The organism is Streptomyces sp. NBC_01788, assembly GCF_035917575.1.
In the GTDB taxonomy this organism is placed as follows: domain Bacteria; phylum Actinomycetota; class Actinomycetes; order Streptomycetales; family Streptomycetaceae; genus Streptomyces.
Genome location: NZ_CP109090.1, coordinates 223,223 through 237,295, shown reverse-complemented (window position 1 = coordinate 237,295; position 14,073 = coordinate 223,223). Strand labels below are relative to the sequence as shown.

At 71.7% G+C, this 14,073-nt stretch carries 13 protein-coding genes and 4 pseudogenes; 12 read left to right on the top strand and 5 right to left on the bottom strand.

Annotated elements, in window-relative coordinates:
* The first annotated feature begins 10 nt into the window (after positions 1-10).
* Genes OIE49_RS01205 through OIE49_RS01195 form a run of 3 tightly spaced genes read left to right on the top strand, consistent with a single transcriptional unit; the run spans position 11 to position 2,973 of the window.
* Positions 11-937, top strand: a complete 927-nt coding sequence (locus tag OIE49_RS01205; protein ID WP_326800651.1) for an XdhC family protein — start codon at positions 11-13, stop codon at positions 935-937.
* Positions 930-1,835, top strand: a complete 906-nt coding sequence (locus tag OIE49_RS01200; protein WP_326800650.1) for an AAA family ATPase — start codon at positions 930-932, stop codon at positions 1,833-1,835. Before OIE49_RS01205 ends, OIE49_RS01200 begins: the two co-directional genes overlap by 8 nt.
* Positions 1,828-2,973 carry a vWA domain-containing protein gene (locus OIE49_RS01195; protein ID WP_326800649.1) on the top strand — a complete coding sequence of 382 codons (1,146 nt, stop codon included), beginning with the start codon at positions 1,828-1,830 and terminating at the stop codon, positions 2,971-2,973. The genes OIE49_RS01200 and OIE49_RS01195 overlap by 8 nt, the downstream gene beginning before the upstream one ends.
* Before the next feature lie 371 nt (positions 2,974-3,344).
* Here the strand turns inward: OIE49_RS01195 and OIE49_RS01190 are convergent, their stop codons facing one another.
* The 3 genes from OIE49_RS01190 to OIE49_RS01180 all read right to left on the bottom strand — a co-directional run bounded on the left by OIE49_RS01190 (position 3,345) and on the right by OIE49_RS01180 (position 5,770).
* Positions 3,345-3,854, bottom strand: coding sequence for a hypothetical protein (locus tag OIE49_RS01190; protein WP_326800648.1), 510 nt, complete (start codon positions 3,852-3,854; stop codon positions 3,345-3,347).
* A gap of 86 nt (positions 3,855-3,940) precedes the next feature.
* Positions 3,941-4,357 (bottom strand): hypothetical protein, encoded by a 417-nt coding sequence (locus OIE49_RS01185; protein WP_326800647.1) that lies wholly within the window; start codon positions 4,355-4,357, stop codon positions 3,941-3,943.
* 336 nt (positions 4,358-4,693) lie between these two features.
* Positions 4,694-5,770 (bottom strand): alpha/beta hydrolase, encoded by a 1,077-nt coding sequence (locus OIE49_RS01180; RefSeq protein WP_326800646.1) that lies wholly within the window; start codon positions 5,768-5,770, stop codon positions 4,694-4,696.
* Positions 5,771-5,999: 229 nt separating this feature from the next.
* Between OIE49_RS01180 and OIE49_RS01175 the strand changes: the two genes are divergently transcribed.
* From OIE49_RS01175 to OIE49_RS01150, 6 genes and pseudogenes are all read left to right on the top strand, one after another.
* Positions 6,000-7,235 carry a substrate-binding domain-containing protein gene (locus OIE49_RS01175; protein WP_326800645.1) on the top strand — a complete coding sequence of 412 codons (1,236 nt, stop codon included), beginning with the start codon at positions 6,000-6,002 and terminating at the stop codon, positions 7,233-7,235.
* Positions 7,236-7,239: 4 nt separating this feature from the next.
* Complete coding sequence (locus OIE49_RS01170) at positions 7,240-8,052, top strand: ABC transporter ATP-binding protein (RefSeq protein WP_326800644.1); 813 nt, start codon at positions 7,240-7,242, stop codon at positions 8,050-8,052.
* Positions 8,049-8,852 (top strand): ABC transporter ATP-binding protein, encoded by an 804-nt coding sequence (locus OIE49_RS01165; RefSeq protein ID WP_326800643.1) that lies wholly within the window; start codon positions 8,049-8,051, stop codon positions 8,850-8,852. The genes OIE49_RS01170 and OIE49_RS01165 overlap by 4 nt, the downstream gene beginning before the upstream one ends.
* On the top strand, positions 8,852-9,739 hold the full coding sequence (locus tag OIE49_RS01160; protein WP_326800642.1) for a branched-chain amino acid ABC transporter permease: 888 nt from the start codon (positions 8,852-8,854) through the stop codon (positions 9,737-9,739). The genes OIE49_RS01165 and OIE49_RS01160 overlap by 1 nt, the downstream gene beginning before the upstream one ends.
* Positions 9,736-10,869, top strand: a complete 1,134-nt coding sequence (locus OIE49_RS01155) for a branched-chain amino acid ABC transporter permease (protein WP_326800641.1) — start codon at positions 9,736-9,738, stop codon at positions 10,867-10,869. Before OIE49_RS01160 ends, OIE49_RS01155 begins: the two co-directional genes overlap by 4 nt.
* Positions 10,866-11,516 (top strand): annotated as a pseudogene (locus OIE49_RS01150) (alpha/beta fold hydrolase); the annotation flags it as partial. The gene OIE49_RS01155 and the pseudogene OIE49_RS01150, both read left to right, overlap by 4 nt.
* On the opposite strand, the pseudogene OIE49_RS01145 reads toward OIE49_RS01150, so the two are convergent.
* A pseudogene (locus OIE49_RS01145) lies at positions 11,515-12,156 on the bottom strand (transposase); the annotation flags it as partial. The pseudogenes OIE49_RS01150 and OIE49_RS01145 sit on opposite strands and share 2 nt — an antisense overlap.
* Before the next feature lie 125 nt (positions 12,157-12,281).
* Positions 12,282-12,569, bottom strand: a pseudogene (locus OIE49_RS01140) (NADPH-dependent F420 reductase); the annotation flags it as partial.
* Between the two features lie 189 nt (positions 12,570-12,758).
* Here OIE49_RS01140 and OIE49_RS01135 point away from each other — a divergent pair.
* From OIE49_RS01135 to OIE49_RS01125, 3 genes and pseudogenes are all read left to right on the top strand, one after another.
* Positions 12,759-13,310 (top strand): winged helix-turn-helix transcriptional regulator, encoded by a 552-nt coding sequence (locus OIE49_RS01135; protein WP_326800640.1) that lies wholly within the window; start codon positions 12,759-12,761, stop codon positions 13,308-13,310.
* A 51-nt stretch (positions 13,311-13,361) separates the two neighbouring features.
* Positions 13,362-13,669, top strand: a pseudogene (locus OIE49_RS01130) (transposase); the annotation flags it as partial.
* A 38-nt stretch (positions 13,670-13,707) separates the two neighbouring features.
* Positions 13,708-14,052, top strand: coding sequence for a zinc ribbon domain-containing protein (locus tag OIE49_RS01125; RefSeq protein ID WP_326800639.1), 345 nt, complete (start codon positions 13,708-13,710; stop codon positions 14,050-14,052).
* Positions 14,053-14,073: the final 21 nt, after the last annotated feature.

Here is a 14,073-nt window from a genome sequence, read left to right as displayed (position 1 = left end):
GGCACCCACGATGACGAACACCGAACTGCTGACCCGCGCGGATGTGCTCCGGCAAGGCCGTACGCCGTTCGTCCTGGCCACCGTCGTCCACGCGGAGCGGCCCACGAGCGCCAAGCCCGGCGACAGCGCGCTGGTGCTGCCCGACGGCACCGTCGAGGGCTTCGTGGGCGGCAGCTGCGCCGAGACGACGGTACAACTGCAGGGCCTGCGCGTGCTGGCGACCGGCGAGTCGCTGCTGCTGAGGATCACGCCCGGCGCGGACACCGGCACCGAAGGCGCGCAGGAGCCTGCCGAAGGCCTGGTCACGGTGGCCAATCCCTGCCTGTCCGGCGGAACGCTCGACATCTTCCTGGAGGCCAACCTCCCCCCGGCGCTGGCGTACGTCTACGGACACGCCCCCATCGCCCGCGCCCTGCTCGACGTCGGTCACGTGGTCGGCCTCGACGCCCGGCCGGCCTCGCCCGGGGAGCCGCTGCCGCCCGATCTGGACGTCGTCGTCATCGCCACACACGGCCGCGAGGAGGAGACCGTACTCATCGAGGCCGCACGCGCCGGGATCCCGTACATCGGCCTGGTGGCCAGTCCGAAGCGCGGCGCCGCGGTGCTCGCCGGGCTGGACTTCACCGAGGAACAACGCGCGCGTGTCCACACGCCGGCCGGTCTGGACATCGGCGCGCGGACCCCGGGGGAGATAGCGCTGTCGGTGTACGCCGAGATCATCGCGCTGCGGCCGAAGGCGGCGCGAGTCGTGCGCCCCGGAGCCGACACCGCCGCGCCGCAGAGCGTGGCCGAGGACGTGGATCCGGTGTGCGGCATGACCGTGGCGATCACGCCCGACACCCTCTCACTGGACCGGGCCGGCAACAGGGTGTTCTTCTGCGGGCCGGGGTGCCGGCACGCCTTCGCCGACGACCCCTCCCGTTACGCGCATGCCTGACCTCGACCCCGTACCCGATGTCCCCGCCCTGCGCTCGCGGCTCGACACAGTCGGCTACCTGGCCGACGACGCCCTGGCCACGGCGCTGCTGCTGGCCGTGCGCATGCGGCAGCCGATCCTGCTGGAGGGCGAGCCCGGCGTCGGCAAGACCGAGGCGGCCCGCGCGCTCGCCGCCGTGCTCGACACCCCACTGATCCGGCTGCAGTGCTACGAGGGACTCTCCTCGGCCGAGGCACTCTACGAGTGGAACTACCCCCGGCAACTACTGGCCATCCGACTGGCGGAGTCCCGCGGAGAGCCCCTGCGGGACGCCGACCTGTTCACCGAGGACTACCTGCTGCCACGGCCGCTGCTCGCCGCGATCTGCCACCCGGGACCGCGGCCGGCGGTGCTGCTCATCGACGAGGTGGACCGCGCCGACGACGAGTTCGAGGCGTTCCTGCTGGAACTGCTCGCGGACGCCGCGGTCACCATCCCCGAACTCGGCACCCGGACGGCCGCGGTGCCGCCGGTGGCCGTACTGACCTCCAACCGCACCCGGGATCTGCACGACGCGCTCAAACGCCGCTGCCTCTACCACTGGATCGAATACCCGGACACCGCACGAGTCGCCGAGATCATCCGCAGACGGGTACCGGAGTCGGCCGAGTGGCTGGCCGAGCGCGTGGCGCGCGGGGTGGCACGCCTGCGTGCCCGCCAGGAACTCACCAAGCCGCCCGGCATCGCCGAGGCGATCGACTGGGCGGGCGCGCTGCACACGCTGGGCCTCTCCGTTCTCGACGCCGACGCCGCCGACCGCACCCTCGGGGCCGTACTCAAGTACGCCGAGGACCTGGAGGCCGTGCGCCGGACCGGACTGGCGGAACTGGTCGACGCGGAAGCCCGCTCCGATGCCTGATCTGCCTGAACTGGCCGTCTCGTTCACCGCCGCCCTGCACGAGGCGGGGATCGCAGTGGGCCCCGACCGTACCCGCAGCTTCGCTCGGGCGCTCACCCTGCTGGCACCCTCGACGAAGCGCGAACTGCGGCACTGCGCGCTCGCCACCCTGGTGTCCGACCCCGAGCAGATCAAGCTGTTCGACGAGGTCTTCCGCAAGGTCTTCGGCGGCCCGGCCGACCGCGGAGAACAGCGCGGGCAACCCGGCGACCCGCCCCGATCGCTCCCGAACACCGTTCCTGGCCGCCTCCTCGCCACCCGGAAGTACACCGCGGACGGACGAGGCCGGGATGCCGACGCACAGCCGCGGGAGGCTCCCGTACCCCTCGCCGCCAGTCCGCTCGATCGTCTCGCGGGCCGCGACTTCGCGGACCTGACCGCAGAGGAACTGGCGCAGCTCTCCGAGGTGATGCGCACCCTCGTGTTGCGCACCCCGACCCGGCCGTCCCGCCGACGCCGCACCGCACACCACGGTGCGCGCGTCGACGTGCGCCGTACCCTTTCCGACAGCCGGCGCACCGGCGGATACCCGCTGTGGCTACGCCGCTTCGCGCCCCGCGCTCGCCCCCGCGACCTCATCGTGCTCTGCGACATCTCCGGATCGATGGAGCCCTATGCCCGCGCGATGCTGCAACTGCTCTACTGTGCCGCCCGCGCCACGCGCGCCGAGGTCTTCACCTTCGCCACCCGGCTCACACGCCTCACGCCCGTCCTCCGGCGGGGCGGGCCGGACGACGCCCTGGCACGGGCCGGACGGGCGGCCCCCGACTGGTCCGGGGGCACCCGGATAGCGGACTGCCTGGCGGAGTTCAACCAGCGGTTCGGCCGGCGCGGCATGGCGCACGGCGCCGTGGTCACCATCATCTCCGACGGCTGGGACACCGGCGCGCCCGCCGACCTCGCCACCCACATGGCGCGGCTGTCCCGGGTCGCCTACCGCGTCATATGGGTCAACCCGCGCACGGCAAGCCCGCGCTACCGTCCGCTCGCGGCCGGCATGGCCGCGGCACTGCCCTACTGCGACGCCGTCGTCAGCGCCCACAACCTTGCGGCCCTGGACGACTTCACCGCCGCTCTGTACGCCCGGCGCCGCCGATGACCCTGCCCCGTCCTGTGTCGTTGTCCGGCCTGGTGGCCGGAGCGCCGAGCACTGCTGTGGCGATCGTCACGAGGGTCTTTGCGGGCCGTTGCGTAGACTGATCTCAAGATCATCTGCTGCGACCGCGCCACCTTCTGTGCCGAAGGGGCCACCCGCGGTGCCCCGCAAGCCCTCCAGGTGGCCGATCGGTGGCACCTTTGGCACAACCTGGGGGAAGCCGCCGAGAATTGCGTCTACCGGCATCGCGGCTGTCTGCGCCCCTCCCCGGTGCCGCCGGAAGAATCACAGGAACAGGCGCAACCGGCTCCGTCATCGCCCTGGCCGACAGGTAACCGGTTCGCCGAGCGGACACGCGCCAAGCACACCACCATTCACGCGCAGGTCTCGACCGCCCGCCTCAACGCCTCCTTGTCGTCCTCCAGTTCGGCTCGCAGCCGCAGCGCTGCGGCGAGGTTGTTCAGGGCCGCGACGCGCTCCGGCGCTCTCGCTGCGGTGGGGGAGACGGCCCGGTCGTGGACGGCGACGGCTCGCGCGGCCTCCTCCGCGTCGCGCAGCGCGGCGTCCAGGTCCGCGGCCTTTCCGCTGGCCTCGTGGCGGCGCAGGGCGTCGACCGGGCGGTTGGCGAGGTCGACCAGGGCGGCATCGGTCTCGTCGGCCGTCAGTTCGCGGAAGGCTGCCACCGTGCCGATGGCCCGGCAGCGGCGCAGCAGGACCTGGTGGTACCGGTGGGAGGCGGCGAGATCGTGCGCGCCGATCCGGTCGGCGGCGTCGGCGAGTTCACCGATCAGCCGGTCGGCGGCGGTCGTCGTGAGCACCGGGTGGCGTTCGACGAGGCGTTGGGCCGCCGCCCTGGAGCCGGCTGCCTCGAACCGCCCGAACATCCACTCAAGCCGGCGTTCGCGCAGACGGGCGCCTAGGGACGCGAGCAGTCGCCGGACCGGACGGGTCCGAGTGCCGCGCCGGACGGTCACGGGCGGCCTCGCCGGCCCGCGTACGGTGACGCGCTCTGGGCGGACGACAGTTCGCGGTGGCGTGCCGCGGCCGAGCGCTCCAGGGGACGCAGGGCCGTCCGCCAGGTCTCGACCGCGTCCCGGGGCGGAAGGCTCATGACGGTGTCGCGGGGCCCGTGGACAGTGCCTGGGGGCCGGACAGGGCCGCCGTCTCCAGCAGTCGTTCGGTGTACGCCCAGGCCGCCGACTCCACCCAGCGTGCCCGTACCAGCAGCGCCTGGGAAGGCCACCAGGAGGAACTCCACCACCAGGAGTGCGGCCAGCAGCGGGGTGCTCGGCCGTCCCGGGAATCCGGGGGCGGTGAACATCCAGGCCAGCGCGGCCAGCAGCCCTGCCAGGGCGACGGGCAGGGCGTACGGGCGCAACCCGAGCATATTGCGCCGGAACCCGTATTCGCAGTTCTGCTCGTGGACCAGTTCGGCCCCCGGCAGTCCGCGGGCCCGGACGCGCAGGGCCAGTCCTGCGGCGTCGTAGATCTGGTCGGCCTTCCACGAGTCCGCCGCCCCCTCCTCTTCGGTCGGCAGTCGCAGCGAAGGGCCGGTGATCTCCTGAACGCGGGTGTGCAGGAAGCCGAGTTGCTGCCGGCCGGTGGGGGCCGCGCCAGCGCAGCACCTGCATGCTGGGTTTCCCTGCCCAGGACAGGAAGAGCCGCCGCTCGATGCGCTTGCCCCTGCTGCGCCCCAACTGGTCGGCGAACAGGGGCAGTCCGCTCAGCAGGACCAGGGACCACAGCCACTGCGTCCGGGGCAGGGCCGGGGCGCTCGCGGCGATGGGCAGCGCGACCGGACGCAGCGTGATGAGGACGGGTCGCAGTCGCGCCCGGCGGTTGTACTTGTCGAACAGGAGGAAGAGCGCGCCATGTCCCATGGTTTCCCTCCCCCTTGCAGTCGGCCGTCCTTCGCCACCCGCCCGGATCCGTCGGCTGAGATACCCGTTGGGCACCACGGCCATGCGGACGTCGCGCGGCGCCCCTGATTCAGGGCCACAACAGGACGTGGCCCCAGGCGGCGTCGACCGTGTCCCTCCGGTGGATCACGCGATGGTGGACCCGGTCGACGCTTGTCTCCCAGAACCCCAGAACCCCGCGGAATCACGTCGTAGCCGCCGAGTTCGATCAGATGCCGGGCCGTGCCCGCGGGGTCGACGAGCTGATGGGGGTGCGCGCCGGGCAGGTGGACCACACGCCAGCCGCGTTCGCGTGCCTCGGTGGCGAGTTCGGCGTACGGAGGGCCGAACAGCAAGTACGCGCAGGGATGGTCGTCCCAGCCGTCAGGGACCGGGATGTGCTGCTTGTAGTAGGACAGCGGCAGGGTGGGCTGCTCCTCGACGACTGTCCGCCGCATCTCCGGGTCGGGGAACACGACTGCGACGTCTGCTTCGTCCCACCAGTCGGTCCAGCGCGGCAGCCGGCTGTCTACCGCCATCGGACGGAGGAACTCCAGCAACTCGGTTGGGGCAACGGGGGTTTGCCCGACGCGGGCCGACGGCGCGGCGTCGACGAAGATGGAACCGGTCACCGGATGGTCCAGGCCCGAGCGGATCGCAGCCAGGAACAACACCGCGTTGCTGTGCGCCACCAGCACGACGGGACTGCCGGGCGGGACCTGCCGAATGCCGTCGAGGACGGCACCGACCGTGCGGGGCCAGAAGGGCGGACCGCTGACGCCGACGTCCAGCAGGGACGGCACGCGAACCTGATGTCCCATCGCTGTCAGATGTTCGGCCACCGGGTGCCAGGTCGAGGGACCCACGGACGGACTGTGCACGAGAACGAAGACTCGCTGCATGCCACGATCCTGTCGGCCACGGCGTGGGAGGCGCCACCGTCTTGGCCGACGGCAGAAGCCCGTACACGATCCGGTTCCGGGATGCCGCTTTGCCTGGACCGGCGGTCACAGACTATGTGCGCCGGTGCCATGACTCGGCCCCAAAGAGCGGTGCTTGACAACATGCCGCCCGTCGTACGGCGCTCCTAGGGTTCGGGCAACCACGACACACTGTCAGGAGCCGATCGTCATGCGTTCCAGCCTCACGGACACCTTCAGAAACAGATCCGTTCGCGCGCTCACCCTGCTCGCCGTCGGCGCCCTGATCGCGGGCTGCTCCTCGGCGGGCACCGCAGGTACCGAGTCCGCCGGCTCCAACGACAAGTCCGCCCCTGTGAAGGTGGGGCTGGTCTACTCCCGCAGCGGACTCCTGGCCGCCTACGGCAAGCAGTACGAGGAGGGCTTCAAGGCAGGCCTGGCCTACGCCACGCACGGCACGAACAAGGCCGGCGGCCACCCGATCGAGGTCACCGAACAGGACGACGCGGGCGACCCGGCGAAGGCCGTCGCCGCGGCCAAGACCCTCGTCGGCAAGGGCCACAAGATCCTCGTCGGCACCACCGACTCCGGTGTGGCACTGCAGATGGCGCCGCTGGCCGCGCAGAACAAGGTGCTGTACGTCAGCGGTCCCGCCGCCACCGACGCGGTCACCGGCGTCAACACCTACACCTTCCGCTCGGGCCGGCAGTCGTACCAGGACATCCTCGCCGCCGGAACCCTGCTCGGCGACGCCAAGGGCAAGAAGGTCACCGTGCTCGCCCAGAACTCCGCGTTCGGACAGGCGAACGTGGCCGCGGTGAAGGCGGTCCTCGGCAAGAACGGCGCGCACGTCGGCTCCGTGCTGGCCCCGCCGAGCGCCACCGACCTCACGCCCTTCGCCCGCCAGACCAGAGCCGGCAAGCCGGATCTGGTGTTCGTCGCCTGGGCCGGCGCCACCGCACCCGCCCTGTGGACCGCACTGGACCAGCAGGGCGTACTGGACGCCGGCAAGGTCGTCACCGGCCTCGCGGGCACCGCCTCGTACCCGATCTTCGGCGCGGCAGGTGCCAAGGTCTCCTTCCTCGCCCACTACTTCCCGGGCGCCGGGGGCGGCAACCCGGTGGAGAAGGCCATGCTCGACGGCATCACCAAGGCAGGGGGCACCCCCGACCTGTTCAGCACCGACGGCTTCACCGCCGCCCAGATGGTCGTGCACGCGATCGAGTCCGGCAGCGCCACCGACACCTCCGCCATGGTCACGGCCCTGGAAGGCTGGAGCTTCGACGGGCCCAAGGGCAAGGAGCAGATCCGCGCGGCGGACCACGCCCTGCTGCAGCCGATGTTCACGGCCCGGCTCAACGGCGGCGGCAGCACCGCCCGGCCCGAGCTGATCGACAGCATCCCGATGACAGCGGTCGCGCCACCGGCCACGAAGACGGCGGGCTGAGAAAATGACTTCCTCGAACACGACGTCCGCGGGCGCCTCGGGGCCTCCGGACGCCGGGGAGGCCCGCACCTTCCGGGAGCCTGTCCTCCGGCTACGTGACGTCGGCTGGACGATCGGCGGTGCGACCATCGTCGACTCCGTCTCCTTCGACGTCCACGAAGGCGAGTTCCTGGCCTTCATCGGCCCCAACGGCGCAGGTAAGACCTCCCTGTTCAACCTGGTCAGCGGGCTCAACCCGGTCTCCCGGGGCACGATCGAACTCGACGGCCGCGACGTCACCACGCAGGCCGCCCACGCACGGGCCCGGCGCGGCCTCGGCCGCACCTTCCAGACGTCCAGCCTGTGGCACGGCATGACGGTCGCCGACCATGTGCGGCTCGCGGCCCAGGCCGCCGACGGCGGCTCCTACCGGGTCTGGCGCCGTGCCGACACCTACCCCGAGCAGGTCGACCGGGTGCTGGCGCGCACCCAGCTCGCGCACCGCGCCGACGCCTGCGCCGGCTCCCTCTCCCACGGTGAGAAGCGAAAGCTGGAGCTCGCCGTCCTACTCGTCGGCGAGCCCCGGCTGATGCTGCTGGACGAGCCGATGGCGGGCGTGAGCGCCGAGGAGGTGCCCGCACTGACCGAACTCATCCGGTCGCTGCACAAGGAGGAGGGACGCACCGTGCTCATGGTCGAGCACCACATGGACGTGCTGCTGGGCCTGGCCGACCGGCTGGCCGTGATGCACCACGGCACCCTGCTGGCGCTGGACACGCCGCAGGCCGTGATGGCGGACCCCACCGTGCAGCAGGCCTACCTCGGGGAGGAACTGTGACCCCCGCCCCGGCCGCCCTGCTGACCGTGCGTGACCTGCGCGTCGTGATCGGGGGCAGGCACATCCTGCACGGCGTCGACCTGGAGGTGGCCTCCTCCGGCACCACCGCCCTGCTGGGCCGCAACGGAGCCGGCAAGACGACCACCGTACGCGGCATCCTCGGCCTCGTTCCGCGCACCGGCAGCGTGCTGCTGGCCGACGAGGAGACGGTGCGCCTGGCCACCCACGTCCTGGTGCGCCGGGGGATCGGCTACGCCCCCGAGGACCGCGGCGTCTTCGCCGCCCTCAGCGTGGCCGAGAACCTGCGCCTGTCCGAGCGGCCAGGCGCCGGTGAACCGGCCTACGACCTTGTGTACGAGCTCTTTCCGGAACTGAGACGACGCGCACGGCAGGCCGCCGGCACCCTGTCCGGCGGTCAGCAGCAGATGGTCGCCATCGCCAGGACCCTGCTCAACGGGAACCGGCTGATCATCGCCGACGAACCCACCAAGGGCCTGGCGCCCAAGGTGGTCACCGAAGTCGCCCAGGTGCTGGAGCGCGCCGCCGAGGCGGTGCCGGTGCTGCTCGTGGAGCAGAACCTCGCCGTGGTGCGCCGCCTCGCCCGCCACTGCGTCGTCCTCGCCGACGGCCGCACCGCGCACCGGGGCCCCGCCGCCGACCTGCTCGCCGACGCCGAGGCGGCCCGCCGACTGCTCGGCGTCGGCAGCGCCGGCCACGGCAGCACCGGAACGGCGCCCGCCGACCCGTCCGTTCGCACCGCGGCGCGCCCCGCCGCCAGGCCCGCGGAGGCAGACGCCTGATGTCCACCGTCGTACTGCTCGCCTTCACCGGGCTCGGCCTGGGAGCTTTGTACTTCCTGGTGGCGTCCGGCCTGTCGCTGATCTTCGGGCTGATGGACGTGCTCAACTTCGCCCACGGCGCCCTGCTGTCCGTGGGCGCCTACGGCACCTGGTGGGCCGCCTCCGGCCACCTGCCCGGTGCCGGACCCGGAGGGGCCGGGTTCGCCCTGGCCGTCGTCTTCGGCACCGCGGTGGGTACCGTAGCCGCCGTACTGCTTGAACTCGCCGTGATTCGCCCGCTCTACACCCGCCCCCGCGAGCAGATCCTCGCGACGGTGGGCGTGGGCCTGGCCGTCCCCGCCCTGCTGTCCGCGATCTGGGGGTCCGACGCCCGGCCCTTCCCCGGGCCTGAGGCACTGTCCGGCACCTTCGGCCTGCTGGGCGCCGAAGTGCCGCTCAACCGCCTGGTTCTGATCGGCGCCGCCCTGGTGGTGCTGACCGCGCTCAAGCTGTTCTTCGGCCGCACCCGGCACGGATTGGTCGTCCGCGCGGGGGTGGAGGACCGGGCGATGGTCACCGCGCTCGGCATCGACGTGCGCAAGGCGTTCACCCTGGTCTTCGCCATCGGCGGCGCGGCAGCGGCCCTCGGCGGCGCCCTCGGCGGCCTCTACTTCGGCTCCGTGGACCCCGAACAGGGCACCTCCCTGCTCATCTTCGCCTTCGTGGTCGTCGTGACGGGCGGCATGGGCTCGCTCACCGGCGCCGCGCTGGCCTCGGTGGCCGTGGGCCTCGTCCAGCAGTTCGCCAACTACTACACCACCGCCGGGCTCGGCGACCTCGCCGTCGTCGTCCTGCTCGCCGCCCTGCTGCTCGTCCGGCCGCGTGGGCTCACCGGGAGGCTCGCATGACCAGCGCCACCCAGCCGCGCGGCCGCGCCCGCACGGCGGACCACCCCGTCACCACCCGGTCCGAGAGACTGCGGCGCGCCAGCCGCTGGTGGCCTGCCCTCCTGCTGGTGGTGCTCCTCACCGTGCCCTTCAGCGCGCTGCCGCTGCCGGGTCTGCTGGACGGCCCGATCGGCGGCCCCGGCAACCTGCAACTGCTCGCCCTGTGCCTGCTCTTCGGGGGCCTGGCCACCGGCTACGACCTGCTGCTCGGCCGCACGGGGCTGCTGTCCTTCGGACACGCGCTCTACTTCGCCGCGGGCACCTACGTCACCAACACCGTGATGCTGGAGGCGGGCCTGCCGCTCGCCGTGTCCGCGCTGCTCGGCCTGCTCTCGGGGGTGGCGTTGTCCGCCCTGCTGGGCGCGGTCAGCCTCCGCGTCAGTGGCATCGGGTTCTCCATGGTGACCCTGGCCTTCGCGCAGGCCGCGTCGATCCTCGTGCAGCGCGATCCCGGAGGCGTCACCGGCGGCGAGGAGGGCAGGGCCGCGCCCGTGGACAAGCTGCCCGCCCCGCTGGTCGGCATCGAGCACACCGCCAACCTGTACTGGATCGCCCTGGCCTACCTCGTGGTGGTGCTGGCCGTCGTGCAGTGGGCGGTTCGCTCGCCCCTCGGCAGGGTCTGGGAGGGCATCAAGGGGAACGAGCGCCGGGTGGAAGTGCTGGGGCTGCGCCCGTACGGTTTCAAGCTGGCCGCCTTCGTCCTGGCCGGCACCCTTGCCGCGCTCGGCGGCATCGTGTATCTGCTGCTGACGGGCGGTGCAACCCCGCAGACGACCACCTCCGACTTCACCCTGTCCCTGCTGGTGATGGTGGTGCTGGGTGGTTCCGGCACCCGGTGGGGCCCCATGGTCGGCGGCATTCTCTACACGTGGGCCGACCACAGGCTCGGCGACCTGGCCGGCTCGGGCGCGGTCGCCGGTCTGCCCTCCGTGGTCCGTGTGCCGCTCTCGCAGCCGCTGTTCCTGCTCGGCGCGCTGTTCGTCGCGGTGATATACCTGCTTCCCGGCGGCGTGGCGCGGCTTCCGGCGCGGCTGCGCGCCGCCCGTACGTCCCGCGCCACCGCGGGCCGTGAGGAGGTCCTCCCGTCATGAGTCGCACTCCGCGGAACGGCGCGACGGCCCGTCAGGACGCGGCCGCTCCTGCGCGCGAGGAGCTTCGCGTCCCGGTGGCCGGTGGGCAGCTGGCCGTGTCGCGCTGGCCGGCCGACGCCCCGGACGCGCCGGTGGTACTGGCGCTCCACGGCATCACGGCCAACGGGCTGAGCTGGGCGCGCGTCGCCCACCACCTGGCCGGCCGGGTCACCCTGGTGGCGCCCGACCTGCGCGGCCGGGGCCGCAGCGGGCACCTGTCCGGGCCGTACGGCATCGCGGCCCACGCCGACGACATGGCCGCTGTGGTGGACGCACTGGGCGTGGGGCGGGTGGTGCTGAGCGGTCACTCCATGGGAGCCTTCACCGCTGCCCTGACCGCGGTGCGCCACCCGCACCTGCTGACGGCCCTTCTGCTGGTGGACGGGGGCGTGGGTTTCCCCGTTCCCGTCGGCCTCGATCCCGACGAGCTGATCAGTGCGGTGATCGGCCCGGCCATGCGGCGGCTGTCGATGACGTTCCCGGACCGGGACGCCTACCGTGCGTTCTGGCAGCGGCATCCCGCCTTCGCCGACCACTGGTCGCCGTGGGTGGACGCCTACATCCAGCGGGATCTCGTGGGTGAGGAACCCGAACTGCGTTCCTCCTGCGCAGCCCTTCCGCCAGGGCGATCAGCTCCTTGGTGCCGTCCAGCCGCACGCCCATCAGGACCAGGACGCAGGAGTGGGCCTGTCCGAGACGGACCTTGGGGTGGACGCCGTCGGCCCACACGTAGGCGTAGTCCGTCTCGGACAGGTCGCGGCGCTGGAAGACGGCGTGGTCGTCCTGCCACTGTTTCGTGAGCCGGTTCACCGTCGCCGACGACAGGCCGGCCGCGGAGCCGAGGAACTGCTCGAGCGCGGGCACGAAGTCGCCGCCGGACAGCCCGTGCAGATAGAGCAGCGGGAGAACCTCGCTGATCTTCGGGGACTTCCGGCACCACGGCGGCAGGATCTTCGACGAGAACCGCTGCCGTTCACCGGTCGCCTCGTCGACGCGGCGGTCGTTGACCCGCGGCGCCCGCACCTCGACCGGGCCGGCCGCTGTCGTCACGGTGCGGGGGTGGTGGTGGCCGTTGCGCACGACCAGGCGGCGGCCCCGCTCGTCCCGCTCAGCCGCCAACTCGGCTATGTATTGATCTACTTCGGCTTCCAGAGCGGCGGCGAGCATCCGCCTCGCACCCTCCCGGACGATCTCGTCGATCAGGGAGCCGGTAGCGGTGGAGCCGTGTTCGTTGACTACGCTGAGCACGGGCGTGCCTTCCCGACCCGCGCTGCGAACGCGGGCCTACTCGATGACCATCAGTCGATCCCTCGGGAAGGTACGCCCTTCACGTGCCGCCCCGAGAACCGATCCACAAGTCATGAGCATTGCTCCTGGGGGTAGTAGTTCATGGTGTCCAGCACGGTCTTGCCCGCGAGTGCATCCGCGGGCAGCCGGTCGTAGGCGATCAGCGGGATCGTCACTACGACCAGGTCGCCGGCGCGGGCGGCCTGCTCGGGGGTGGCGGCGCCGGCCCGCGGGCCCAGCTCCGCCACGAGGTCGGCGAGGCTCTCGGGCCCGCGCGAGTTGCTCAGGACGACATCGATTCCCGCGGTGACGGCCAGCCGGGCCACGGTCGAGCCGATCGCTCCACTGCCGATGAGTCCGAGTGTTTCAGGCATTGGCTTCTCCAATCGCAGAGTGACGGGCAGCCGACCCTGTAGGCCTGGACGCCCGAGTGGCTTCCAAAACGAAAGCGACTCACTTTCAATCTAGCAGTAACGATCGGGGTGGCATTTCGCGCCGACCGCATCGCGGCTGCTAAGGTGTCGGCCGCTGGCTTCTATAATCGAAGTGACTTGGGAGGTGTCATGGCGAGCCGGATTCGACTGGAAGACCGGGAGTGTCCGCTGTCGACGACGGTGCAGCACGTCGGCGAGTGGTGGACGCTGCTGATCATGCATGACGCCTTCGACGGCTATGCGCGCTTCGACCAGTTCCAGCAGAGCCTGGGCATCTCGACCAGCATGCTCACCACCCGGCTGAAGGCCCTGGTGGCCGACGGTCTGCTGGAGCGGCAGCCGTATCAGACCAACCCGGTGCGCCACGAGTACGTACTGACCGAGCGCGGCCGGTCGCTGCGACCAGTGATCGTCGCCCTCGCCGCGTGGGGCAACCAGGAACTCGCTCCGCAGGACCGCGCCATGATCCTGGTCGACGCCGCCACCGGCGAGGAGGCCGAACCGGTCGTGGTCGACGCGCGCACCGGCAAGCGCCTGGACGACAGCGACTCGTATGTGTTCACTGCCGGCCCGGCCGCCAGCGGGGCAATGCGTGCCCGCTACGACGAGCTCGATCACCGGCGGCGCGCGGAGCACAGCGAGCGGGAGTCGGTCCAGGGCGGGTCTGGACGGCCCTGGTAAGTGAAGCGCTCCGGGTCTGATGGAGGCTCGATTCCCTGAGAGGATCGAGTCATGGCCCGTCCGTCCCCTTACCCTGCCGAGCTTCGTGAGCGTGCGGTGCGCATGGTCGCGGAGGTCCGCCCCAACTGCCCAACGGAGTGGGGCGCGATGAAGGCGGTTGCCGTGAGGCTGGGCATCGGTTCCGCCGAGACGGTGCGGACGTGGGTCCGCAAGGCTGAAGTCGACGCCGGCCAGCGTCCCGGGGTGACCTCGGAGGAGGCCGCGGAGATCAAGCGGCTGCGGGCCGAGAACGCCGAGCTGCGCCGGGCCAACGTGATCCTCGAGTCCACCTCGGCTTTCTTCGCGGCCGAGCTCGACCTGTTGGTCGGTGGAGTCGGCGAGGCGTGGGGACTTCTGCATGCATGGGAATGCCCGGATCGTCGCGAAGAACGCCCTGGTGGTCCTCGAAGACCTGCGGATCAAGAACATGTCCGCCGGCGCGTCCGGCACCGTGGCCGAGCCCGGCCGGAACGTCCGTCACAAGGCCGGGCTCAACCGGGCCATCCTGGACAAGGGGTGGCACCGCCTCGAACTCGCCCTGGCCAACGCCGCCCGGTACACGGGCACGCGCGTGGTGAAAGTCAACCCCGCGTACACGTCGCAGCGGTGCTCCGCCCGCGGCTTTGTTGCGGAAGGAAACCGTGAGAGCCAAGCTTCCGGTGCAAAGCCGCAGGCTGCGGATACCGCGACCATGCCGACGTGAACGCCGCGAAGAACATCAAGG